Raw genomic sequence first — 24271 nt, 5'->3', positions numbered from 1 at the left:
ACACGGGTGACGCAGCGGTTCGGGCGTGGTGAGAGAACTGCCGTGATCGCGAAGGACCTTCGGGTGAGTGAGCGGTGGGTGGAACGCTGGTGTCGCGCCTGGCGGGAGGGCGAGATGGCCGCGCTGGCCTCTGCGGGGCCGCCGAAACTGCCCAACCTGTCCGACCAGCAGTTCGCCGAGCTGGAGAGGGAGTTGGCGCGGGCCGGCCGTGTATGGCTGGGAGGACCAGCGGTGGATCCTGGCTCGGGGTCGGGGTGCTGATTGCCCGGAAGCAGGTTGTGGCGACTGCTGCACCGGCACGGCTGGTCCTGGCAGTGTCCCGCCCGCCGGGCGCTGGAGCGCGATGAGCATGCGGTGGGTCTTTGGAAGAAGGATGTGTGGCCGCAGGTGGAATGACTGCGGCGGTGCTGGGGGTGTACGTCGTCTTCGAGGACGAGGCCGGGTTTCGATGACGCCGCCACGTGCCCGCACCTGGGGTCGGCGTGGGCACACGCCGGTGGTGCGGGTGCGGGGCCGGTCCTGGCGCCGCTGGTCGATCGCGGCGATGTGCTGTTATAGCCCGGGTGAGACGTCCCGGCTGATCTACCGGCCACGCCGCCGCAAGCACAAGGGCAAGGGACGCGACACCTTCGCCTGGAGCGACTACCGTGACCTGGTCGTGCGTGCCCACATCCAGCTCCAGGCTCCCATCGTGCTGATCTGGGACCATCTCAACACCCGCCGGGCCGCCGGAATGCGTTTGTACGCGGCCGTACACGACTGGCTCACCGTCATTCAACTGCCTTCATACGCACCGGACTTGAATCCGGTTGAGGCGTCTGGTCGCTGTTACGGCGTGGCCACTGGCCAACACCACCTTCACCGACGACGAGCACCTCGAACGAACCCTCCGCCGGGGCCCACGCCACATCCAGCTCCGCCCCGATGTTGGGTGCGTGGACGCACTTCGAGTAAGCCGTTTCCGGGTGATTGAAGGATCGACGGGCACAGGGCGACGGCTACCTGCGGGGCTGATGCTGGACGGTCGCCGTAAGTCGATCCAGGCGATGGCTTCGCGGCTGCCGGACAGCAACGAGCATCACCTGCATCGGTGCCGAAGGACGGCCGGATATCGGTCGCCGTGGCTGCGCAGTACTGCGGAGCGTTGGGCAAGCGAGCCAACTGCCTGGGCGCGGTCGGTTTCCATGCCGCGAGCGACACCGCTTTCTGTCCGCTGCAATGGCGCCTGTTCCTGCCTGAAGAGCGGGTGCCGGACATCGACCGCCGGACCGCCACCCGCGTTCCGCCCGAGGTCACGCACCGCGAGAAGTGGCGTTCGGCGTTGGACATGCTCGACACGCTGGCCGACTGGGGCATGAGGCCGCCGGTCGTGGTGGCCGACGCCGCCTACGGCACCAACGTACACCTGCGAGTTGGCCGCCAGCCTCGGACAGGATTCTTGCACCACCCTGGCCTGGCGGCAGGGCTCGCGAGGGGAGCTACGTACCCGCTTCGCTGCTGTGGGTGTCCGCCCCGTGGGCAAAGCCGTTCTGCCGGCCCGGCTGACCAGCCCGCGGCACGCTCTGGGGCACCGACACCCACAGCGTCGGCGCGCTGGTGAGGCTCAAGCTCGGGGTCCCGGCCGAGGTCGCACCCGCCCTCGCGGGCCGGATGACCGGTGAGCACTGGATCGTGGTCCACGGCCGGCACATCCCCGCACGCTCCACCCTCACACCGGCGAGCGGCGACGATCCGGCCCAGCTCGCGACACGGGGCAGCGCACCGGGCACGCCCTACCGGTACGTCGACGGCCCCAGCCTGAGCGCACTGATCCCCAGCGGACCGGATACCCGGCCCAGCGCCCCGGCACAGGCCGCCGACCTCGGCTGGGTCCTCGGCTTGAGCGCGCCCGCATCCGTCCCCGACCTGCCACAGGCCGACCCCAGGCCGAGCACGCCCAGGAGCGTGCGATCGCCGTCGAGGCCCCTGCCGTCGTGCACTGCCCGGGCGCGCTCAGCATGGATGCGCTCATTGCGCCTGCCGACGCCCAAGAACTCGCCCGGACCCGCTTCGCCCCGCTGGATTCGGCCAGCGCACCGGGCGCCACTGCCCTGCCGGACACCCTGCGGAGATGGCTGACCCTGCACGGCAGCTGGGACCGCACCGCCGTAGCCCTGCAGGTTTACCGCAACACCGTGCGCCACCCCCTTGCCCGGGTCGCCGAGCTTCTCGACGTCGGCCTGCAGGGCCCCGGCGTCCGCATGGAAGTCTGGTTCGCCCTGCACTGGCTGCCCGACGAGCGCCACACGCACCCTTGACCGGCGACGACGTGCGCCCGGGGCGCCAGCTGCTTCTACAGGGCAGAGTCGTCCCACTGATCGAGGAGGTCTTCGATCGCCTCGGGGCCGGGTTCTCCCTGCCCATCGTGGAGCGCCTGTTCGCTCCAGATCACCTTGCCGCGGGCCGTGTAGCGGGTACCCCATCGCTCGGCGAACTGGCCGACCAGGAACAAGCCGCGACCGCCCTCGTCGGTGAGAGCCGCCCGCCGCATGTGCGGGGAGGTGCTGCTGCCGTCGGATACCTCGCAGATCAGGCAGCGGTCGTACAGCAGGCGGACCCGAATGGGCTGGGAGCCGTAGCGGATGGCATTGGTGATCAGCTCGCTGAGGATCAACTCGGCGGCATACCCGATGTCGTCAAGGCCCCAGGCATCCAGGGTCCGCGCGCAGTCGGAGCGGACCGGCGCCACGGCCGCGGGGTCGGATGACACCTCCCACGTGGCGATCCGGTCGGCGGGCAGCAACCGCGTGCTCGCCACGAGCAGGGCGATGTCGTCGCTGGGCCGGGCGGGCAGCAGCGCGCCGAGGACGTCCACGCAGGTCTCCTCCGGCGTACGGTCCACGGCGGCGGCAAGGGCGGCGCGCAGCTGCTCAAGGCCCGTGTCGAGGTCCCGGTCGCGGTCCTCCACCAATCCGTCGGTGTACAGCACCAGCCGCGACCCCTCGGGCAGAACCAGGTCTGCGGCCTCGACCGGCAGACCGCCGCCCAGGCCCAGGGGCGGTGAGACAGGCACGTCGGGGAACGAGACGGTGCCATCAGGCAGCACGAGGGCGGGCTCGGGATGGCCGGCCCGGGCGACGGCGACCTGCCCGGCAACGGGGTCGTAGATGGCGTACAGGCACGTGGCTCCGGTGATGCCCGCGCCTGTCTCCTCGCTCGTCTCGGCGCTGTCGATGCGGCTGACCAGCTCGTCCAGGTGGGCCAGGAGCTCGTCCGGGGGCAGGTCGAGCGCGGAGAAGTTGTGCACGGCGGTGCGCAGCCGGCCCATGGTGGCCGCCGCGTGCAGACCGTGGCCGACGACGTCGCCGACGACCAGCGCCACTCGGGCGCCGGGCAGCGGGATGACGTCGAACCAGTCGCCGCCCACCCCGGCCTGCGCGGGTAGGTAGCGGTAGGCCACGTCGAGCGCTGATTGCTCGGGGACGCGGCGCGGCAGCAGGCTGCGCTGCAGGGTGACGGCCGTGGTGCGCTCGCGGGTGTAGCGGCGGGCGTTGTCGATGGCGAGCGCGGCCCGGGCCACCAGCTCCTCGGCGACCGCCACGTCCTCCTCCTCGAAGGGTTCGGGCCGCTCAGAGCGCCAGAAGCTGGCCACGCCCATGAGGATGCCGCGGGCGCGCAGCGGGATGACCATCATCGAGTGGATGCCGTGGGCAATGATCCGGCGCGCGTTGACGGGATCCTCCTCCTGCCATCCGGTCAGCGCGGGCAGGTCCGCCTCGAGGACGGGTTCGCCGGTGCCGAACCCGATCGCCTGCGGGGTCTCGGAGCCGAAGTCGATGAGCTTGCCGACGGGGTACAGCGGATGGTCCTCGTGGGTGCCGGTGACGGCCGCACGGCGCATCATCGTGCCCTCCGGCTCGCCGCCCTGAAGGATCGAGTCGACCAGATCGACGCTGACGTAGTCGGCGAAACGGGGGACCGTGAACCGTGTAAGTTCCTCGGCGGTGCGGACGATGTCGAGCGTGGTGCCGATTCCGGTCATGGCGTCGTAGAGCAGCCTCAGGCGGTGCTCCGCCACAGCAGCCTTTCCGGTGACAGCCTGCAGCTCGGTGGTGTCGCGCAGGGTGACCATGCTGCCGGCGGGCCCGCCGTAGGGCGCGGTCGGGCGTACGTTCACCGCCAGCAGACGTTCGCCGACCGCATGTACCTCATCCGTCGCCGACTGCCCCGAGAGCAGCAGCTCCGCGAGTACCGGTTCGAAGCCCAGGTCGGCGACTGGTTGCCCCTCCGCGCCCTGATGCAGTCCCAGCAGCCGTCGCGCCTCGTCATTGGCGAGCACGAGCCGTCCGCCCGCGTCGACTATGAGCACGCCCTCCCGCGCGGCGTGCAGCACGGCGTCATGGTGTTCGTACATCCGTCGGAGCTCAGCCGGTTCCAGACCCCGCGTCTGCCGTCGCAGCCACTGGCTCACGAGCGCCGATCCGCCCGTCATCAACAGCAGCGCACCAGCGGCGGCGCCGAAGAGGATCGGCAGCTGCCCGGCCACCCGCTGGTGCACGCTCTTGACCGTGATGCCCACGGCCACCAGCCCGACGACCTTGCCGTGGCTGTCCAAGACGGGAACGGTCGAATCCACGGCCTGGCCGACGGGCGTACCGAAAGTAGAGGTGTGGGGATGCCCTGCCAAAGCCTCGTTGAAGGTGCCGGTCACATGCTTGCCGATCAAACGCGGGTTGGGATGGGTCCACCGGTACCCGGCCGGGCTGAACGCCACGATGTAGTCCACCCCCGACTTCTTACGGGCCGCCTCCGCCCTCGGCTGCAGCAGCGCACTCGGGTCGGCAGACTCCATTGCGGCGAGCGTCCCCGGAGCGTTCGCGAAAGCCTCGGCACCGACGAGCGAGCGTTCCCGCGCCTCCTGCACGCTCGCCCCCTGGGCCTGGAGCACCAGAGCCGTGACCGCTGCCACGCCGAACAGGATCAGGAGGACCAGCTGCAGCACGAACACCTGACCCGCGAGGCTGCGCACACTTAGCGGGGAGCGACGCCGGCCCGGGGCAGGCGAGGGCGTCCCGACGCCGACGGGGTCCAGCGCCTTGGACAGCACAAAACGCCCCTTCATGGTCTATTTCTAGCAGTCCACAAACCAGGATGAAAAGATCATTTTTGCTGCTTAAGAGTCACGCAGCATGTTGGAAAGCCCGGCTTCCGGGCCGTCCAGCCTCACAGCGGCCACTGACAACAGGCCCGGCCCGGGTCAAGTGCGCAAGCGCGAGAGCCAGCCGCCGCCGGCTCTCTGCTCAGGAACGCTCTGGTCCACGTGCCCGGGTGGTCGGGCTCGGTCTGTACGCCTTGGCGCTCGGCGATGACGGCCGCTGCTTGCAGGGTGGCACGGGTCCGGATGGGTGTCCCGTGGGGCGCCCCAGCTGGCGGGGTGGACGGCCTTCCACCGCTCGCCGGTGACTTCAGCCGCGACTGGCGCACACGGGACGACTGACCCCCACTCGTCCCTTGCCTCGCGCCGGGCTTTACCGGTCGCAGCCCGCAGTGGCAGCATCTGGGCGCGGCCGAAGCGAAGGAACACCGGCCCGGCTCCGCATCGACCCGCCATCAAACTCTTTGACAGGGTGGTGGCCCTCCCGGGGCTCCTCCGCCACCGACAGGGCAGCCATCGTCTCCCGCAGCGGCACACCCTCCGCCTGGCCATGCGCGCGCTCTTGCCTCCCACGAAGTGAAGCGTTCAACTCATCACGAGAGGTACAGCGCCTGCTGACACCCTCCCAGGGACCGGGCAGCGCACCGGAACGCGTCTCGACCACTCCGCGAAACGCTGGCGGGCCGTCGCTCCTGACGGCCCCGACGAGGCGGATGACAACTGCTGCCGGGTGCGGCCCGACGTGGCTACGAACACGATCGTCGCCCGCACTTCCCGATCCCCGTGCCGACGTCGGCCACGACCTTGCTGACGAGCACATGCACGCACCCCCGACCTGCGGACTCCCTTCGTCGCCTCGCGATGGTGTCCCACCGAGTGGTGTAACAGCGATCTCCGCATAGCCCCTGGTCATGGGGCGACCAGTGCGCAACTCTCCGAGTAGAGAGGCTAGTTCACGAGAGGACGCGCGATGGCCTGGAAGGTGCTGACCACGCAGGCCGGGGACCTGGACCTGGCAATTCCCAAGGTCCGCACCGGATCCTTCTTCCCGTCCCTGCTGGAACGCCGGCGCCGAATCGACCAGGCCCTCTACAGCGTGATCATGGAGGCATACGTGCACGGGGTGTCCACCCGCAGCGTGGACGACCTGGTCAAGGCCCTGGGCGCGGACACCGGCATCTCCAACAGCGAGGTCTCCCGCATCTGCGGCGCCCTGGACACGGAACTGAACGTGTTCCGTACCCGGCCCCTGGACCACGTCCGCTTCCCTTAGATCTACCTCGACGCCACCTACTGCAGGGCCCGGATCTCGCAGCAGATCGTTTCCCAAGTCGTGGTCATCGCCACCGGCATCAGCGAGGACGGCGGCCCCGAAGTCCTCGGACTCATGGTCGGCGACAGCGAGATCGAGGTCTTCTGGACCGAGTTCCTGCGCTCCCTGCGCGAACGCGGCCTGACCGGTGTCCGCCTGGTCATCGCCGACCATCATTCCGGGCTGGTCAAGGCGGTCCGCAAGGTCATGCTCGGCGCCGCCTACCAGCGATGCCGCGTTCACTTCCTGCGCAACGTCTTCGCTGTGATCAGCAAAGACTCCGGCGAGATGGTGGCCGCGACGATTCGCACGATCTTCGCCCAGCCCACCGCCGAGCTGGTCCGTTCCCAGCTCGACACCGTCGCTGACATGCTCGGACGGCAATTCCCCAAGGTCAAAGTCATGCTCCTGGAAGCCAAGACCGACCTGACCGCCTTCGCTGACTTCCCCGAGCGACATTGGAAGAAGATCCAGTCCACCAACCCCCTGGAGCGGGTCAACCGCGAGATCAAGCGGCGCGTCGACGTCGTCCAGATCTTCCCCAACCCCGCCGCCCTCGAACGGCTCACCACCGCCGTCCTCATCGAGATGCACGACGAATGGATCGCCTTCCCACGCAGCTACCTCCCCAAGAGCGGCATGGACTCGATCTACGCCACGACCGAAGATCCCCCCGACGCGGTTACAGCACCGCAGGAGCCATGACCGCCTGGGTGCGCTCTCAGCACGGACAGGTCATCGAGCGCGCCGAGCCTGGCGTGGTTGGTGCGAGTCCGCTTGGAGGCGTCGTCGTCCAGGGGGCACAGGTCAGTGAGACCTTGTGAAGGTCGGCGACGTCCACCTCCGCGCGGACGGCAGGCGACCGACGCCGTACGACGTCCGTTGCCTCAGTGCGCCGAGGCCGTAGGGTTCAAGCCCTTTTCCTTCTCATCGATCCGCTGGATCACCATGCGCGTCACCGCCAACAGACGGTCGGCTGGCACGTGCGTTCCCGGCTTCCATGCGTACTCGATCCTGCCGATGACCGTGCCCTGCTGGAAGGTCGTGCCTCTGCCCGTCCAGAGCAAATTGTCCCTCGGCGCAACGAGGTCGAGCGTATACACAGACCCTCCGGCCGGACCTGGATAGCGCCCCATATCATCCGATTTATCCCTCGTTTTGAAAGCTTGAGTCGCCGACTGTTCGTCGGGGAAAGAGACCAGGTGAATCCCGAGTTCTTGATCGGCAAGATCGGTGAACGCAGAAAGGCCCACCGCGCCAGCCCTGGCGCACCAGCCATCGGGCCACTCCTCGTCCTGGCACTGGGAAGGCTCCTTCGCTAAGTCCCAGGCATGGACCGTTCGTTCCTCAGACAAGTCCGCGGGCATGTTGAGACCTGTGGGCAAAACGGACTGCAGTTGCGTGGCGTCCACGACCGGTACTCGGCCGCTGGACGGGCTGGCAGCGGACGGACTGGCAGCGCCCTCGTCGGTCGGACCCGTGGAAGTCCCACCGCACCCGACCGCTGTGATGCAGCAAACCGCCGACACGAGTACAACACGCACCAAGCCGGGAAGCCGGCCTGCCAACGTGCTGCCCGCCAAAGTCGATTCCCCCTTGATCATGGTTGTCGATTTTGCCGCAGAGGCACCCACCACTCAAGATCCGGATTCAGTCCTGGCTGGCTCCATCCATCAAGGAATGGACTCGATCTACCCCACGACCGAAGATCCCCCGACGCGGTTACACCACCACAGGGGACATGGCCCGCCTCGCTCCTCGCAGAGCATCAGCAGGTCCCCGTCCCCATCCCCGTGGCCACCGTCTTCGACCGGCGTGAGTGGAAGGCGCTGGACGAACCGCGCGCCTGCCCCTACCACGAGCTTCTGCTCCGCGGCGCGGACACCGACACCCGCGGGCCCCTGCGGGACCGGACTCGTATACGACCCGGCTGGCCTCCTCTGGCCTGACTTCTGACACATCGCCGCGACTTCGAAGCCGGCATGAAATTGCCCAACCGTTCCCTGCACGGCTCGCCAGCGGAGTGTCCTCCCAGCTGCCCACCACGGGCCGGCTGGATCCACCCACGCCACGCTCATCCGAACCGTCCGCCCCCCCGACGACATTGCCACTGTCGACGTGTACGAGACGATCTTCGCTGCTGCGCAGGCAGGTGCCTGGGGTGCCTGGGGTGCCTGGTCTTCCGGCCGGACCAGGCCATCACGCCCGAGCAGGTGCCCGCCCTGCTGCCGAAGCTGCCCATGGCCTGCGTGGACGGACTCGGCCCGAGGGAAGGCTGAGGGCTTCGAAGCCGACGCAGACTGGTTCCACAAAGACATCGGATCCGACTACGGAATAGCCGCGCTTTCCCCGACCGCCGCCGGATGGCCGTGCCGTCAGCCACGGACACCTACTCTCCACCGCAGGATCGACCATGGCCACCATCCGCAACCGTGACCTCGACACACGGTTCCTCGTGCTGGCAATGGGCGTCCGCGGCATCGGCTACCTGCGCCACTTGCCCACCATGGTCACGTTCAATGGTGCCACCGTGCTCAACGTCGGGCTGGAACGTCCGGCGGACGTGACGCCATCGCCCGGGCGGACTGGCCAACTGGTCGCAGACCTCGGGGCCCGAGGATCTGGCCATGCCTAAGGCCGACGACCCACTCATGCGCGCCAGGGCATCACGCACCCAAGCCCAAGTGGTACACGTCGGACACGCAACCGATGCTCAAATCCGCGCCGAGGCCGCCAATCTGGACGCCACGGCGCCCGTCAACCGGCCGGCCCTCTGCCGCAGCAGGTCGCCGTGGCAGGCGTGCTGCTGGCCAGTCAGTGCGAGCCGTTGAGAACCCGGCCGGACCAGATGTCGATCACCACTTGGTGGTGATGCGGGCGCACCGCTGGCGTGCCGGTGGCGTAGTTCTTGTCGACCTGCGCCGCCTCGGCCGCGTCCGGCTTGGCATTCGTGCAGGACGTGCCGGGGCCGTGGCCGGACATGAGCTCCGAGCACGGGCCGCTGTAGTGGTCGGGCAGCCCGAGGATGTGCCCGGTTTCGTGCGCCGCGATCCGGGTCGCGTCGTAGCCCTCGTCCACCGCTTGCCGGCCTAGCTGCACGTCACCGTTGCCGCCGGGGAAGATCGGCCCCAACGTGGTCTGCGGCCAGCCGCTGGTCGCCTCGTAGACGTAGTCGGCCGAGCCGGCGGTGCTCGCCGGCTCCAGGCGCACGTTGTGCACCGCGTTGTTCCAGTTTTGCACGGCCTGCTTGATCGGGCCCGCCCACTGACCGGCATCGCGGGCGTCGTAGGTCAGCGTGACCACAGCCGGGGTGACGTGCGGCGCGGAGTGCGCCGAAGCGGCCCCGACCGTAGAGCTCAGCATGACCGGGATAAGTGCCGTCAGGGCAGCAATTCGCTTGATCATGAGACTGGTGCACCTCCTTGAGTCTCAACTGCTGCCCGCAGTAAACGAGTTCGCCGCGAGCACGACAACCTCTCTCCCGGCAATCGAGGCTCAGCCGTTGTCAAGTTGGCTCAAAATACGACGACGTGCGGGCCGGGAGTGCCGTCGCCTACGTCGACCACCTCGTGCTGGAGGTCGACAGCCGCAACGCCGACGACCGCCTTCTTCGGGAGAGCGCGGCCCGGCGCTTCGGCATGTGGTACTCGCCGGCTGGCAACGGCATCGGCCACGCCGTCCATCAGCAGCGCTTCGGCCGCCCAGGCCACCCGTGGCGCCGACGTGGTGGCGGCGTTGGCGGGCTGCCACCGGGCCTACTTCGGGATGAGTGCGTCACCCGCGTACTGGAGGCCGCGACGGCGCTAGCAGCAGCCTGCCGGGAGGGCGACGGCCTCGATCTGCTGGTGAACATCTCGCAGATGACGGTGTGCCAGATGAACCTCACGAGCGATGCCGAGTCCCGGCAGCAGCGGCTGCACTGGCTGACCGAGCACGTTCTCGACTGGTCGGGGGTGCCCGTCGTCCATGTCCGGCCCACGGTGCTCATGGACAATCCGCTCTTCGCCCCGGGGCGCGGTCTCCTCGATCCTGCGCGACGGGACGGTCCGCCTTCCGTTCGGCTCCGCCCGGACCTCGCCGGTCGCCGCAGCCGACGTGGCGGAGGTCGTAGCACCTCCTGCTCAACCCGGCTCCGCCGTCCCGCCCCGTCTACGAACTGACCGGGGCGCGCCCCACGTCTTCGAACACATCGCGACGATGGCGCGGTTGCATGGCGAGAACCGGTACGACCGCGCCACGAACGACATCGCCGAGCTGCACGCGACGGCAAGGGCACCCCGTTCAAGGCCATTGCTACGGCAGCCAACGTCAACTACGTCACGCAGACCCTGGCCCTGGTCGACGGCATCCTTCCCGGTGCCGGTAAACCCGGACGCCCGCGCAGGCGCCGGATCCTGCCGGTGATCTCCCTGATCGTTGGTCCGGGGCTGCCGCGTCACCGTCCTTTGGCAGGCCGGGCAGTCAGGCTTGCGATGCACCTTTTCACCAGCGGTCTTGTGGCCCGAGGGGCCACCCTTCGGCCGACGCCGCACGCGCTGCCGCTCTCCGTGAAAGATGGCCACTCGCGGTTCCACCGGCCGGGGCAGAGGCCTCGGCCGGGCCGAGTTCAGGAGGCGGCGGACGTCAGGTACGTCAGGTACACCCCTCCCTCGCAGTCGGGCATCTTCCGCAGGGTCCAGCGGCCCCGGACGGTCGTGGAGGAGAAGTTCGACTCGGCGTCGTCCTTCTCCACCTCGCCCTCCTTCGGGGCGTATCCGGCCTTGGGGAGCTGCTTGTGCAGGAAGGACAGGGCGGCGTGGAACCCGCTCCGTACGACAGTGGTGACGACGAGTCGGCCGCCAGTGCGGTGCTCCACCAAGGTCACGACCGCGCCGTCGGGTACTGGCAGGTTCTCCGGGAAGTCCTTGGGGAGCGGCAGTGAGGCGGTAGTGGGACAGCCGCCGCCGTGGGCAGCGCCGGCCGTTTTCCCGACCGGCGGATCAGTTGCCTCCCCCGCCGCGTACAGCGTTGCCCGCGGGGGCTCGGCGTGCCTGTTCGTCGCCGAGCATCCGGCGACCGCGGCCAGGCTGAGGACGGCGCCTACCAGTAGGGCGGCCGAGGGCGATGACTTCATCTAGTGGCCTACTTCGGGCTGCTTGTGTTTGCCGCGGACCACGGCGTCGTATGCGCCGTACAGCGTGTTGCCGGAGGACTGGCGGGCGATGGAGGCCAGTGCGTCGTAGTTCTGCGCGCCGCCGGTCGCGCAGGTACCGGTGCAGCCGTCGGCGTAGGCGGCGAGCACGCGGCCCTGGGCATCGATCGTGACGTCGATGAAGTCCAGGAGGTTGCGGTCCTTGCCGCACGTGGTGCCGCCCGTGCAGATCGACCCCCTCTGGACGGGGTCGGTGGACGTGGCGTCGACGGTGACCCAGGACTGGCCACCGTCGTAGGTGGTGGCCACGTACAGGTGCCACACGCCCTTGAAGGCGCCCGCGTCCTGGTAGTTGCCACCCGTGGTGGTGCCCAGGAAGGCGAAGGCGGCGCGGTTGTCGTCGCCCGCGGTCACGACGGGGAATACGACGTTCTTGATGCCGAGGGCCGCGCCGACGTTCTGGTCGTACGGCCACGTCTTGCCCTTGTCGTGGCTGACGGCGATACGGGCCGTGCCGTCGCTGTTCTGGTAGCCCATGTAGACGGTCCCACCGGCCCCGATGCCCACGCTCGGGTCGGAGTCACCAGGGGTGCTGGCCGGGTTCTCGCTGATGGCCCATGTCAGCCCGCTGTCCTCGGAGACGGCCACAGCCTGGTGGCCGCCGCAGCCCTTGTTGGGCACGTACACCGTGCCGTCCGGGGCGACCTTCACGTGCCCGTGCAGGCCGCCGCAGTCCAATAGCGAGTACATCGGGACGGCCGGCCCATACGTCAGACCGCCGTCCCGGCTGACCGCGCAGGAAGCGTCGGCGATGTCCTGGGAGCAGTAGTAGACGGCGTTCGGGTACGGCGTGACGCCGCCCGGCTGGGCCGTGGTGAAGCGGCCGCCGCCGATGGTCTGGTGGTCCACACCGGAGTTGATGCCCGAGCCGCCCGTCGGTGTCCATGTCTCGCCGTCGTCGTCGGTGTAGCAGGTCAGGGCGGTCTTGCCGGCGAGCTGCGACTCGAAGGTGCGGTGGGTGACCGGGTCGGTGAACAGGATCGGGTCGAGGCTGGTGGTGCTGCCCTGGGGGCAGCCGTTGGCCGCGTTCGCGCTCTTGTCCTGCCACGTGGCGGCGCCGGCGCTGTCATAGGTGACCTTGAGCGTCGAAGTGTACGCCTGGAACATCGCGGCGCCACTCGCGCGGTCGACGCCGATCGAGGGTTCACCTGCGTTGTGCGCGTCCGTGATGCTGCCGGGTGCCGAGGAGTGCGCGTACGTCGGAGGGGTGGCCGTACTCGGCGGCGGATCGGCCGGGTTGGCGATAAGGCTCGCGGTGCCGGTAAAGCTGTCACCGAGCGGCGCGTACGGCACCACGCGAACGGTGTACGACGCCGACGCAGCCGGAAGCAGCACGGTCTCGGGGTCGCTGGAAGAGGCGGAGGCGGCCACCTCGCGGCCGTTGGCGTCGAGGACGTACAGGTCGAAGTCGGCGGCCGAGTCTGGCCACTTGACGTCGATGCGCAGGCTGTGAGCGGCGTCGTAGCCCACGGGCACTGACACCTTCAGCGTGTAGTCGTCGCAGAGTTGCGCGTTCCCGCAGCTCACCGTTCCCGCACTGCCGGAGACGTTCGGGACGGCGAAGGGACCGGCGCTCCACGTGGTCGTGGGCGCAGTGTCGCTGACCGATCCGGAGGGCGGGGTGGCGGCGTCGGCCGACACACTCGGCAGGGTTCCGGCGATGAGTGCCAGCAACCCGACGGCGAGACGCCCCCGCGATCGCGGGTGGCGGTGAAGACGGAGTGTGGAGAGGAGAGCCACAGGTACCTCATGGGTTCGCGAGTCGGACCAAGGGCAGTGGTGCGTAGCGGTACAGGTGGTGCCTTCGTCTGCTCTACGAGGAGGCATGCGGTGTCCGTCGCGAGAAACCGAACTCTCTTGAGCTGGATCATCAAGCCGTGTCCACAGACTCCTGTGTGGACAGGCACTTGGTCATGGTCCTTGCCAGGAGCGGAAGCGCCAGGAGCGGGAGCGCGGGGCGCTGACCAGGTCGAACGTCACCTGGCCGAGTGCGAAGCGGCAGTCCGACAGGCTGAGGCGAAGAAGAAGGCCGCGCAGCGGCAACGGCTGAGGAGCCGGCCACTGCCGCCCGGGCAGCTCTCACCGCCGAGGTGGCGGAACTCGCCTCGGCAGAGGCAGAGGGGCTGCTGACGCTTGCCGTACAGACCGGCTGGCGTAATGAGTCATCGACCTGCACTGGCCGCGATGCCCGCAGCGCTGCTGGGCGCCCGCGATGTAGGGGCATGGCGCGTTCAGCGCCTGGAGTCGGCGGTCAGTCGACCGACGAGGCTCCGCCGAGTCGGCTGAGCCGGGCCGCCGCGGTGATGGTGGCATGGATATAGCGGTGGGGGGCTTCCGGCATGACGTCCATGGGTTTGAGCAGCAGGACCGCCCCCCAGATCGCACCGTCCCAGATGACGGGAGCGGCGACGGAGTTCCACTTCGCCATGCACTCCTGGCGCCCCAGGGCGTAACCCTGGTCGCGGATGTCTGCGAGTGAGGCGAGCAGCTCGTCGCCGTCCCGGATGACGCCGGGGCCCGCTTCCTCCGGGACCGGGTCGGCGGCGACACGTTGCTGTATCTGAGCGGGCATGTAGGCGAGGATCGTCCGGCCCGAGGCACCGGTGCGCAGCGAACGGGTGACGGAGAGCACCTCGCGCGGCGTCATGCCGAGTTCGACGAGGTCGGAATCCCCCACCGCCATGTCAAGACACTGCCTGCCGGCCGTGCCGAACGGGGCCCGCATGTACAGGAAGACCAGACCGCTGTCGGTCGCCTCTCGCAGGCCCTGAAGGACACGGTTGGCCTCGCCACCGGAGAGTCTGTCCTCGGAAAGGGCGTGGAGCCCCAGGTCGGCGACCGTGCTGCCGAGCTCGTACAAGCCTCGGTCGACCCGGACGAAGGTGCTGTTGTAGGTGCCGGCGGTCAGCATGCGGCCAGTGGTGGAGTCATCGAGATCGGCTGCCCTGGCGAGTGCGGACAACCGGTGGGCGCCGGGGCCCAGAGTGATGAACGCCTGCTGCACTCGCATGAAACGTTCGGCGTAACCGGTCCCGCTTCCGCGCTGCCCGCCCATCAGCCGTACCCCCTTCGTCCCCGCCGCGCGCCCCTCTTCGGGAACGCGGCCGCACCGGTGTCGGTGCTACCGCATACGTTCCGGGCACCAAGATTAATGCGTGACTGTATCGAGACTGAACTTGCCCATGCCGGTTCGGCTGTTGAGCATGCTGTGCGCCTTTGCCGCGTCGGCCAGCGGGAAGGTACCGCCGCTGACGATCTTGAGCGTGCCGTTGCCGACGGCGTCGAAGAGCTCCCTCATGGACGCCGCCAGCGGGAGCGTCCGGTCGGTGTACAGGTGCGGGAGCCAGAAACCCGCGGCGGTGATGGACTTTTGGAGCAGTGTGTGCGCGGAGACATCGGCGAGCTCCCCGCCGGCGAAGCCGTACACGGCGAGTCGGCCGCGCGGAGCCAGCACTTCGAGGGTCTGGTGCAGCGTCTTGCCGCCGGTCATCTCCAGCGCGGCCTGGACCGGCCCTCCCGCCGCGTCCAGGATCCGCTCCGCAAGGCCGTCCTCGGTGGAGGAGTCGACGGCCACGGCCGCGCCTAGCTCCAGGGCCAGCTGACGCTTCTCCGCGGTGCTGGCAAGAGCGATGACGCGGGCGCCCGCCCGGTGCGCCAGCTGGACGGCCAGCGACCCCACGCCCCCGGCCGCAGCGGGAATGACGACCGTTTCCCCCTCGGCGATCCTGGCGACCGTGAAGAGGAGGTGGTATGCGCTGTTCCCCTGCAGAGCCAGGGGCACCGCCTGTTCGTCGGTGATCTCGTCCGGGATCTCCCAGTGCAGCCTGCGGTGCACGGCGACCTTCTCGGCGTAGCCGCCGCCCTGCGTCAGCGCCACGACACGCTTGCCGTCCGGCGTGGTGCCGACAACCTCGTTGCCCGGGACGTACGGCAGTGCGACCGGCGCGAGGTAGGTGTTGCCACGAACGTGGACATCTGCGTAATTGACACCCGCCAGCCGCACATCGAGCGGGGTTTGTCCACGCGCGGGTTCGGGGTCGGGAACCTCTTCGAGTCGCAGGACCTCAGGGCCGCCGAATTCCCTCATGACAATGGCGCGCACGGTACTCCTATCGACGGGGGCAGGGTGGGGTACGCCGACAGGCTAGGGCATCCACGCGTCGCCCCCGAACTGGGAACCCTGCCTCATACATATTTCTCACCAGCCGAGAAAGGGCCACCTTTTTCTCGCTCCCCGAGAAGGTTCAACATCGAACTTCTCGCTGTGTGAGAATGTGAATTCAAGAGTTGCTTTCGCTCTTTCCCAGAGACATAGTGATACCGCCCTCCTTGCTGCCGCGCATGTTTCCGACGGGGGATGTGACGAGACGGCCGGCAGTACGGGGGAGGAGGGCAACTCATCGCCCCAGCGCCGGGACGGCCGACTCTGGGACCCGGGCAGCGGCCTCGCCCGCACGGAATCCAACGGGACGGTCACGTCGGCGCATTGGGCGCCCGCCCGGTACTTTGCCCGCGGCCCCACCATGTGCCACCGCAGGACAGGGGCGAGGGGATCAGGTCGAGGCCGTAGCGGGCGCCGGGCCAGAACCGGTCGGGATTCGTTGTCACCGTCTGCCGCATCTCGGCGAGTTGGGGTTCCATTCGGGTGCGTCGAGGTAGTCGGGCAGCCCGCTGGTGTGCCGCCGGAACCGCGGGCGGTGATCCGGTGGCCGTCCTTACCCGTGTCCGTGGATCAGGCCGGGCAGGTAGTACTTGACGGGCGCGTGCATGGACAGCCGCCGCTCGGCGGCGAGTTGGAGGACGGCCGTCGCGGTGAACGTCTTGGTGACGCTGCCCACGCGCGCCGGTCGGTGGTGTTCATGGGACGGCCGGTGCGCAGGTCCGCCACGCTGTCCGCCACGGCCCAGCGCGCACAGGTCGCGTCCGTGATGGAGCCGGTGACGAGGACCGCGGCACCGCGACTCCGGTGCGGCGACCAGTACGAGTACGGAACTCACTGGAGGGACAGCCAGCACCATCGCGTCAAGCGGAGCAACCCCCTTGGCGTACCTGGACGGGGTCGACGAGCGGTTCTGTCATGTGGGACGGTGTTGCCGTTGCCGGGATCGCCACCGGTGCCTGTATCGCCGTGTCGGCGAGCCTGGCGTCCTGCGCCTCGTACGTACTGGCACGCCAGTTGGCCTCACAGGGCGGCCGGGCACAACCGCTGGGCCTTGCCGCCCTTGACCACCACGTCGACACAGCCTGCGGGCAGACCGTCGTGGGTGCGGGTCGAGAAGTTGGCCGTGACCGTCAGGACGCCGTCACCGAACGTCGTGCGCTGCACCAGCCGGTCGGGCGTCAGCAGCCGGAAGCCGGTCATAGGCTGGGTCGCCGCGGCCTTGTGCAGGGGTTCGAAGTACTTCTGCAGCTGGGCGATCTGCTCGCCGTGCGCGTCCAGTTCCGCCTTGTCGAGGACGAGGTTCAGCGGGACGTTGTACAGCATGGCCAGCAGCGCGCGGGTGCGGCTCTGGTCGGGCAGCTTCGACCAGGACAACTCCCAGCGCTCGGTGCTGATCACCGAGTCGTGCAGCACGGTCTGGTACAGCGGCACCCGGTACCTGGGGTCGTACATCGCCTTGGCGACGTCGGCCGGCAACCGGACGGGCTTGAAGAAGATTCCGGGCGCGCCGGCCGGCGCGTAGCCGCCCCAGGTGGCGCGGTCCCGCTCCAGCGCCCACAGCTGGTCGGGGACCGGGGTCCCGGAGCCGTGGCTGAAGGCGAGCGCACCGTTCGCCCAGGAACCGGCGCTCTCCGAGCCGAGCACCAGCTTGCGGTGGCCGGACAGCCAGGCCATCCGCCGCAGCCGGTTCTCGCGGTCCTGCGCCTGGTTCATCGGGTGCGCGGGGGAGTGGTCGGTGAACAGTTCGCCGGCGGCGTCCACGTCGAGGAAGTAGCTGTTCGCGCCGTTCGCGGTCATCTCGCGGGTGCGGTCGGTCAGATAGTGCCGGGTCGGCTCGGCGCGCCGCAACGCCTCGGAGCTGACGTAGCAGCCGCGTCCGCCGAAACCGGTGACGATCTTGCCGTCGGCTCCCCGCACGCAGGCCTCCTGCCACACGGGCGCGGGCCACTTGGACACCGAGGTGTCGGCGGAGGCGGGGTCCTGGGCGTTGGCCCACGAGTCGTACGGTCCGACGAGGTAGCCGGACCGCTCGGCCAGGCTCACGGCCGAGCGGTCCATGGGGGAGCCGTCGGCGTCGTAGCCGAGCCACATCCTGTCGATGCCCAGCTCCCGAAGGCGCCTTATGCCCTGGGCGGTGCGAGCCTGGCCCCAGGTGTAGGCGTGGAAGGCGCCCACCAGCTTGCCGACCTCGGGGTTGCGGGCGATCTTCTGGCGCAGGGTGGTGATGCCGCCGTCGGCCTGCAGCCGGGACCGGTAGTCGCGAGCGGCGGCCACCGGTGAGCCGTCGGTGAGCGCGAAGGTCAGCGTGTAGTCGAGCGTGTCCTGCGACGGGGAGAACGCGTGCTCGGTCTCCGTGTGCAGCCGGCCGTCGGCGGAGACGAACTTCAGCGTGGTGCCGATGTCGGACTCGGCGATGTAGCTGGCGCCGTGCCCGCCGCGCAGGCTGGTGCCCCAGAACGGCATGGTCAGACCGTCGGACATACCCGCCTCCGAGCCCGCGAGCCCGGCCCCCGTGGAGTTCCACCAGCGGTCGGCGACCGGCACCGACAGGCCCTCGCCGCGCGGGACCTGCAGTTCGCTCGTGTCCGGGTCGACGGCGGTCACCGGCCAGGTCAGGGTGCCCTTGCGGGTGGAGCGCACGGTCACCGCCAGCCGCCCGTCGCGCGCCGCCGCGGTGACCATGAGCCCCTTCGCCGGGTACCCCCAGGTGGCCTTGTCCCCGTGCACCGAGATTGTCCCGGCGGGTCCGAGGGCGTCGGCCGCCGGAGCGGACAGCTGCCAGGCGTGTCCGTCGTCCGCCTGGCCGCGCACGGCCAGGGAGGTGGTGTCCACCACGGCCTTCCCACCGGCGACGGGTACGGTGACCCGGTTGCCGTGCGCCTCCACCTGCCGCCCGTCCCGGCCGCCCGTGCCGAACGCGGTGGCCGTGCCGACCACCCCGATCACCGTGAGGGCGGCACTCAGCGCGACGATCTTCTTCTTGGTCTTCTTGATCTTCCTGGCCTTCATGGGGCATCACTGTCACGGGGCGGTCTAAGAACTTTGTGAGAGCTCTCGGTGCCGGGCCGGGATGCGGAGCCGGAACAGTGCGCCCCCGCCGGGTGCGTGTTCGGCGGTGAGGCCGGCGTGGTGGGCGTGGGCGATCTGGCGGGCCATGGCGAGGCCGAGCCCGGAGCCGGGCAGGGCGCGGGCCGTGCGGGCACGGTAGAAGCGGTCGAAGACGTACGGCAGGTCCTCGCCGGCGATGCCGGGCCCGTGATCGCGGACGGTGACCTCCAGCCTGTCCTCCGAGCCGGTGAGCGTCACCTCGACGGGTCCGCCGGGCGGGCTGAACTTCGCCGCGTTGTCGAGCAGACACGACAGCAGCCGGGAGAGCCGGGCCGGTACGCCGGCGACCGTGCCGCCTCCCGCTCCCGGAGCGACGGAGAGCCGGAAGGAAACCTCCGGCCAGTGGTCACGGGCCGCGTCCACGGCGTGGCCGACGACGCCCGCCAGCCGCACGTCCTCGACCAGGGGATCCGGTTCCTCCTCCCGGGCCAGCTCGATCAGGTCGTTGACGAGTACGGTGACCTCGCGCAGCTGGCGGCCGAGCGCCCCGGCGGCTCGCTCGCGCTGGGCGTCGGTCAGGCGGGCGGACCGGGCGAGCAGCTCGGCGTTGGTGCGCAGCGCGGTCAGCGGAGTGCGCAGTTCGTGCGAGGCGTCGGCGACCAGCCGGCGCTGGGCGCTGACGGACTTCTCCAGTTCCTCCAGCATGGTGTTGAAGGCCGTCGCGAGCCGGGTGAGCTCGTCCTCGCGGCCCGCGCGGCCGGGCGGCAGCTCGATGCGGTGCCGGGCGTCGCGGGTGGCGGTGATGCGCTCCGCCGTCGCGGTCAGCCGGCCGACCGGGGCGAGGCCCGTACGGGAGACCCAGAAGCCGAGGCCACCGGCCAGCAGGATGCCGCCCGCGCCCACGGCGAGGAGAAGTTCCGCTGCCTGCCGCACGCCCCGGTCGACGGTGTCGGCGCGCACGGCGACCTGCAGGGCCCGGCCGTCGTCCAGCCGTGTGGTGAACATGCGGGCGCGGTGGCCCGCGAGCCGCAGTTCGCTGTAGTAGGCGCCGTGTGTGCCGGCGGCGACCGCGCGGGTGGTGCCGGTGACGGGCAGCAGATAGGACTTCTCGGGGTCGTCGCCGGGCCGGGCGGGTACCAGCTGGGCGCAGGCCGGGGCGGCGAGGTACCGGCACTCGCCCTGCACCACGCCGGCCGGTTCGTGCCGGTACTGCTGGGCGGCCAGCCGCGCCGACTGGGTCAGGTGCAGGTCGAGCTGGCGCAGCAGCTGGTACCGGATCACCAGGAAGGCGGCGGCGCACACCCCGACCACGACGACCGCCACGGCGAGCGAGGCGGCCAGGGTCAGCCGGGTCCGCAGGGGTCGCCGGGGCCACCCGGGGCGTGGGGCTCCGCCCCGCCACTGGAGCCGCCGCGGGGCGGTCACGGCAGGTCCAGTCGGTATCCGACGCCGTGCACGGTGTGCACCAGCCGTGGCTCGCCGTCGGCCTCCAGCTTGCGCCGCAGGTAACCGACGTACACGGCCAGCGAGTTGGACTCCGGCCCGAAGGCACGCCCCCACACCCGCTCCTGGATCGTCTCCCTCGTCAGGACCTGGCCCGGATTGCGCAGCAGCAGTTCCAGCAGCGCGAACTCCGTCCGGCTGAACTCGATGGCGCGCGCCCCACGCCGCCCGGTCCGGGTGGCCGGGTCGACCACCAGATCGGCGAAGACGAGCCCCGCCGCCTCCGCGGGCTCGGCGGGTGCGCTGCGGCGCAGCAGCGCCCGGATGCGCGCCACCAGCTCGTCCAGCGCGAAGGGCTTGACCAGATAGTCGTCGGCGCCCGCGTCCAGTCCGTCCACCCGCTCGCTCACCGAGCCCAGCGCTGTGAGCACCAGCACGGGAGTACGATCGCCGACCGCCCGCAGCCGACGGCACACCCCCAGCCCGTCCAGACCCGGCAGCATCACGTCGAGCACCAGGGCGTCGGGCTCCCAGGACGCCACCTCCGCCAGCGCGGCCTGCCCGTCCTCCGCCCCACGCACGTCGTACCCCTCCACGGCGAGGCCGTCCTCCACGGCGTACCGCACCTCGGGCTCGTCATCGACCACCAGAATCCTCGGCGCACGCACGCCCCCATCAACACTGCTCATGGAGGCAAGCCTGCCAAACCGTGGCCGGTCGGGAACGCCTTCACCAGCGCCCGGGAAGGGCACGGCCACAGGTGGCGCGGCCGCAGCCCCTGTACGTACTCGTTCGCCGTGCCCGCAGGCGGTGTGGGCGGGGCGACATGGTCGAGCAGTCCGTCGTTCCAGGCTTGGTGCTGGACCGAACAGGCGTGGCTGGTGGACGGGATGGCCTGTTGTTCGGGCGGTTTGCATGATGCGCACCCGGCTGCGGCGTGCGTTGCCGCGCAGAGTGCACTGGTGCGCTCGGTGGTCAAGTGCTCTACCGGTGCGGCGCCTTGGGGTGTTGACAAGCGGACCTGTGCCCCGCATGCATGTTAGAGCCCGGTGCAGGAGTCGGGCCGGTGCGACGCCTTGCGAGCCCACCTCGGGAAGGGGCAGAGCTGCAGCAGTGCACGGCCGTGGACCGCGTCCAGGTGGACGAGACGACGGATCCCGCATTGGTCCGGACGTCTGCTCCTCGGGGTACGAATCGGGCCCGCACCCTCCGCCGCGCCGGATTCAGCGCGACGACGTGACGCGTGACAGCAGGACCCGGCGGCAATGCCCGCGAGGCTGGCGCATCGTGTCGTTCACGGCCTTCAAGTGGTCCTGGTCGACCAGGACCACGGCAACGTTGCCGCCGCGGCGTGCCAGGAGCCGACGGGTGCGGGCGATGCAGGGGGGTGGGCTCGGGCAGCAAGATGCGGCCCACCACCGCTGTGCCAGAAGCGCCGTCCGTGTGGCGCGTCCGGTCGGTAGGCGCAGGCCGTGGGACACGATCCGGCTTCGCGCCGGGGAGGAGTTCGCGAGGGTCGCGCTGCTGCCTGTGGTGCGGCGGAGTGTCGGGCATTCATGGCGCGCGCGGCCGGTGTGCGGTACCTCCGGCACCGGCACTGTGCGAGTGTGTGGCTCGATCCGGAGGTGGTTCTGTTCTCCCGGCGCGGGGAAGGGGCCCATGCGTCGGCGGTCACCCGGCCGTGGCTCGGTAGACCGCGCCACTGAGGGTCAGATCGCCCCCGAACTGGGCGATCTGTGCAACGGTCGCGTTGTTGAAGGAGAGCGTGCGGGCGGGAACGGCAGGGTGGGACAACCAGCTCGGTACGGTACCGGGGGTGATGGTGACGGTGCGGTCGGCCGGGAGCGGGGCGCCACCGAGGCCTGTGACCGTGCCGGACAGCTTGCGCACATAGAGGGTCACCACACCGCTGCCGCCTTTACGTTTGAGTGTGGCCGTGGTCTTGGGTCCGGCTCGCAGCCGCATCGCGGCGCGGCCACGGCCTGCGGTCACGTCGAGGCCGACGGCGTTCACCGATCTGGCCGTGAACTTCAGCACCCGCACGGCCCCAGCCGCGGTGCGGACGGTGACCACACCCTCGAAGCCGGCACCGCGGAGTACGAGTCTGTCGGTTCGCAGTACCCAGGAGGGGTTCGCGGGACGGACGGGTGGCCGGTCGAGCGGTGCCTTGGAAAGAGCCGGGGACGCGCTCGCGGTTGCTCGTGCGGTGCTCACAGATGCCCGCGCTGAGCTTGACGGCGCCGGCGTGCTGCTCGCATGTGTCGACCCGGCGTCCGTGGGTGTCGGCGTGCTGCTCGCATGTGCCGGCCCGGCGTCCGTGGGTGTCGGCGTGAAGCTCGAGGGAGTCTCGGATTCGGCGGTGTCGGCGGGGGCGAGCGTATTCGTCGCCATGGGTGTAGCGAGGTGCAGGGCCAGGGGGACGGCTGCCGCGGCCAGTATGCAGACAAGGGGCCGCTGCACCCGGCCGATCATGCCGCTGGTGTGCGGCCCCCTGCGGCTCGAGCGGCGGGGCTCGACAACCGGTGCGTCCGCGGCCTGCCCGGTGCGGTTGTCACTTGTCACGTCGGCTCTCCCGCCGCCGGTACGGCTACGGAGGCGCTGCGCGTCTCATTCGCGATCTCGGTCGCTCCCGAAGCAGCCGGCCGCTCGGCGGCGGTGGGCGGGATCCAGGCGCAGGCCAAGGAGCCGCCGATCAGGGCGGAGATGAGTCCGAGCAAGAAGCCCCCGAAGTTCGCGACGGGGAAGGAGACGAGGGCGAGCAGCAGGGTGGCGATGCCGGCGAATACGCGAAGGCGCTGCTGGTACCAGAGGCTGAGGCCCAGGGCCATGAGCAGAATGCCGATGATCAGGGATCCGGAGCCCGAGGTGGTCGACAAGGCCAGCGGAATTCCGCCGAGATCAAGGTGCGCGTATGGCAGATACAGGATGGGGAGGCTTGCGTTGAAGGTGAACACCCCGGCCCAGAAGGGGCGCTCACCGCGCCAGGTTCTGAACCTGCGCCGGGCATCGGCGGCGGTGACGCGAAGTTTCGCGGGGCGGCGGAGGAAGTCGATGAACACGTGTCCTGTCCTGATCAGGGTGGGGCGAGAACATTCCGGGCTCGGATGACGAATGAGCCTGGGGCGCATACGACGTGGCCACAGATCAGAAGCATTCGTGGCGGCCCTGCTTGAGCTGCTCATAGAGGCCGGGAATGTTGAACGTGCCGGCCGAGACCGCGACCGCCGTCACGCGCACGTTGGTCAGCGTGGCGGACACGGCCTGCTGCCCGACACCGTTGGGGTCGAAGAACCGAGAGTCCCTGTCGCCCGGATTGATCGGTCCCTTGGTGATCGCCCCCTGCGCGACACCGGTGTCGACCCCTTTGAAATGCGCTCGTCCGACGGACTCGGATGTCGCGTCGAGGAACAGGTTCGTCGCCTCGGCCGGTTGATCGTTGCCGCCGGTGAGTCTCAACGTCTGTGGGCCCAGTACCGGGATGTCGACCACGACGGACTGGCACAATCCGCTGACCGTGGCCTGTCGCGCTCCAATGACCATGACCGGCGTGGGGGTGCCTTTCTTCGGCACGTCCACCATTCCGTAGAGGCTGAAGCCGCGCATGGTCAGCGTGTCCGCGGTCACCTGCAATCGTTGGCCGGAGATGAAGAATGACGCGGCCAGGGCTCCCTGTGCCATGGCGATGGCGAGGGCTGCGGAGGCCACGACGCCGGGGATCAGGACGGCGGCGAAACGTTTCCAGCAGGTTCTGCCGGCGTGATGCAAGATCCCATCTCCTCCGGTTGTGAGGTGAGCCCGCCCGTACAAGGCAGGGCAGACGACACCCCTTCGTCCGGTGCCGGATCCTAGGCTTCCGGAAGCGTCGACCGGCGGCACGCCAGGCCCGCCGTACGAGTGTTGTGATTCTTGTTGGGCCCTTCGGGTGACTTGCCCTGTCGGGTCCGTCCGGTGAACAGCGCCGCCAAGATCCCTGCACTGATC

General features: G+C 69.7%; 17 protein-coding genes and 3 pseudogenes. 6 read left to right on the top strand and 14 right to left on the bottom strand.

What is annotated here, in order from left to right:
* Nucleotides 1-12 precede the first annotated feature (12 nt).
* From ACWC0C_RS42410 to ACWC0C_RS42400, 3 genes and pseudogenes are all read left to right on the top strand, one after another.
* Nucleotides 13-938, top strand: a pseudogene (locus ACWC0C_RS42410) (IS630 family transposase); the annotation flags it as partial.
* A 34-nt stretch (nt 939-972) separates the two neighbouring features.
* Nucleotides 973-1520: pseudogene (locus ACWC0C_RS42405) on the top strand (transposase); the annotation flags it as partial.
* 477 nt (nt 1521-1997) lie between these two features.
* The gene (locus ACWC0C_RS42400) at nt 1998-2297 is read left to right on the top strand and encodes a PucR family transcriptional regulator (protein ID WP_450870066.1); all 300 of its coding nucleotides are present in this window, start codon (nt 1998-2000) and stop codon (nt 2295-2297) included.
* 35 nt (nt 2298-2332) lie between these two features.
* Here the strand turns inward: ACWC0C_RS42400 and ACWC0C_RS42395 are convergent, their stop codons facing one another.
* The gene (locus ACWC0C_RS42395) at nt 2333-5101 is read right to left on the bottom strand and encodes a SpoIIE family protein phosphatase (RefSeq protein WP_450870064.1); all 2769 of its coding nucleotides are present in this window, start codon (nt 5099-5101) and stop codon (nt 2333-2335) included.
* A gap of 1012 nt (nt 5102-6113) precedes the next feature.
* On the opposite strand from ACWC0C_RS42395, the pseudogene ACWC0C_RS42390 reads away from it, so the two are divergent.
* A pseudogene (locus ACWC0C_RS42390) lies at nt 6114-7151 on the top strand (IS256 family transposase); the annotation flags it as partial.
* 182 nt (nt 7152-7333) lie between these two features.
* On the opposite strand, the gene ACWC0C_RS42385 reads toward ACWC0C_RS42390, so the two are convergent.
* A complete protein-coding gene (locus ACWC0C_RS42385) occupies nt 7334-7858 on the bottom strand; it encodes a hypothetical protein (protein ID WP_450870062.1) in 525 nt (174 codons plus the stop codon).
* A 1001-nt stretch (nt 7859-8859) separates the two neighbouring features.
* On the opposite strand from ACWC0C_RS42385, the gene ACWC0C_RS42380 reads away from it, so the two are divergent.
* On the top strand, nt 8860-9081 hold the full coding sequence (locus ACWC0C_RS42380) for a hypothetical protein (RefSeq protein ID WP_450870061.1): 222 nt from the start codon (nt 8860-8862) through the stop codon (nt 9079-9081).
* A 179-nt stretch (nt 9082-9260) separates the two neighbouring features.
* Here ACWC0C_RS42380 and ACWC0C_RS42375 read toward each other — a convergent pair whose 3' ends face one another.
* On the bottom strand, nt 9261-9851 hold the full coding sequence (locus ACWC0C_RS42375) for a snapalysin family zinc-dependent metalloprotease (protein ID WP_450870060.1): 591 nt from the start codon (nt 9849-9851) through the stop codon (nt 9261-9263).
* Between the two features lie 125 nt (nt 9852-9976).
* Here ACWC0C_RS42375 and ACWC0C_RS42370 point away from each other — a divergent pair, with 125 nt between their 5' ends.
* Complete coding sequence (locus ACWC0C_RS42370; protein ID WP_450870058.1) at nt 9977-10606, top strand: hypothetical protein; 630 nt, start codon at nt 9977-9979, stop codon at nt 10604-10606.
* Nucleotides 10607-11052: 446 nt separating this feature from the next.
* Here the strand turns inward: ACWC0C_RS42370 and ACWC0C_RS42365 are convergent, their stop codons facing one another.
* From ACWC0C_RS42365 to ACWC0C_RS42315, 11 genes are all read right to left on the bottom strand, one after another.
* Nucleotides 11053-11559, bottom strand: coding sequence for a hypothetical protein (locus ACWC0C_RS42365; protein WP_450870057.1), 507 nt, complete (start codon nt 11557-11559; stop codon nt 11053-11055).
* Entirely contained in the window at nt 11560-13278 is a 1719-nt protein-coding gene (locus ACWC0C_RS42360; protein WP_450870055.1) for a hypothetical protein, read from the bottom strand.
* Between the two features lie 610 nt (nt 13279-13888).
* Nucleotides 13889-14692: an IclR family transcriptional regulator domain-containing protein gene (locus ACWC0C_RS42355; RefSeq protein ID WP_450870054.1), complete on the bottom strand. Its 804-nt coding sequence runs from the start codon at nt 14690-14692 to the stop codon at nt 13889-13891.
* 93 nt (nt 14693-14785) lie between these two features.
* On the bottom strand, nt 14786-15739 hold the full coding sequence (locus tag ACWC0C_RS42350) for a quinone oxidoreductase family protein (protein ID WP_450870052.1): 954 nt from the start codon (nt 15737-15739) through the stop codon (nt 14786-14788).
* A 613-nt stretch (nt 15740-16352) separates the two neighbouring features.
* A complete protein-coding gene (locus ACWC0C_RS42345; RefSeq protein WP_450870050.1) occupies nt 16353-16475 on the bottom strand; it encodes a serine hydrolase in 123 nt (40 codons plus the stop codon).
* A 344-nt stretch (nt 16476-16819) separates the two neighbouring features.
* Entirely contained in the window at nt 16820-18808 is a 1989-nt protein-coding gene (locus tag ACWC0C_RS42340) for a glycoside hydrolase (protein WP_450870048.1), read from the bottom strand.
* A gap of 24 nt (nt 18809-18832) precedes the next feature.
* Nucleotides 18833-20272, bottom strand: coding sequence for a sensor histidine kinase (locus ACWC0C_RS42335; protein WP_450870047.1), 1440 nt, complete (start codon nt 20270-20272; stop codon nt 18833-18835).
* On the bottom strand, nt 20269-20979 hold the full coding sequence (locus tag ACWC0C_RS42330) for a response regulator transcription factor (RefSeq protein ID WP_450870046.1): 711 nt from the start codon (nt 20977-20979) through the stop codon (nt 20269-20271). Before ACWC0C_RS42330 ends, ACWC0C_RS42335 begins: the two co-directional genes overlap by 4 nt.
* Before the next feature lie 982 nt (nt 20980-21961).
* Entirely contained in the window at nt 21962-22504 is a 543-nt protein-coding gene (locus ACWC0C_RS42325) for a hypothetical protein (RefSeq protein WP_450870044.1), read from the bottom strand.
* Nucleotides 22505-22848: 344 nt separating this feature from the next.
* A complete protein-coding gene (locus tag ACWC0C_RS42320) occupies nt 22849-23349 on the bottom strand; it encodes a DUF6114 domain-containing protein (protein WP_449201087.1) in 501 nt (166 codons plus the stop codon).
* An 85-nt stretch (nt 23350-23434) separates the two neighbouring features.
* Complete coding sequence (locus ACWC0C_RS42315) at nt 23435-24055, bottom strand: DUF6230 family protein (protein WP_450870043.1); 621 nt, start codon at nt 24053-24055, stop codon at nt 23435-23437.
* Between the last annotated feature and the right edge of the window lie 216 nt (nt 24056-24271).

It is taken from the genome of Streptomyces sp. NPDC001709 (genome assembly GCF_053596375.1).
The sequence above is the reverse complement of the archived record's forward strand: the minus strand, read 5'-3'. Positions and strand labels throughout refer to the sequence as shown.

Excerpts from the sequence above, each read along its gene's own strand:
- ACWC0C_RS42400 (WP_450870066.1), top strand. The coding sequence starts at position 1,998 with ATGGATGCGCTCATTGCGCCTGCCGACGCCCAAGAACTCGCCCGGACC.
- ACWC0C_RS42395 (WP_450870064.1), bottom strand. The coding sequence starts at position 5,101 with ATGAAGGGGCGTTTTGTGCTGTCCAAGGCGCTGGACCCCGTCGGCGTC.
- ACWC0C_RS42380 (WP_450870061.1), top strand. The coding sequence starts at position 8,860 with ATGGCCACCATCCGCAACCGTGACCTCGACACACGGTTCCTCGTGCTG.
- ACWC0C_RS42375 (WP_450870060.1), bottom strand. The coding sequence starts at position 9,851 with ATGATCAAGCGAATTGCTGCCCTGACGGCACTTATCCCGGTCATGCTG.
- ACWC0C_RS42365 (WP_450870057.1), bottom strand. The coding sequence starts at position 11,559 with ATGAAGTCATCGCCCTCGGCCGCCCTACTGGTAGGCGCCGTCCTCAGC.
- ACWC0C_RS42355 (WP_450870054.1), bottom strand. The coding sequence starts at position 14,692 with ATGGGCGGGCAGCGCGGAAGCGGGACCGGTTACGCCGAACGTTTCATG.
- ACWC0C_RS42340 (WP_450870048.1), bottom strand. The coding sequence starts at position 18,808 with ATGAAGGCCAGGAAGATCAAGAAGACCAAGAAGAAGATCGTCGCGCTG.
- ACWC0C_RS42330 (WP_450870046.1), bottom strand. The coding sequence starts at position 20,979 with ATGAGCAGTGTTGATGGGGGCGTGCGTGCGCCGAGGATTCTGGTGGTC.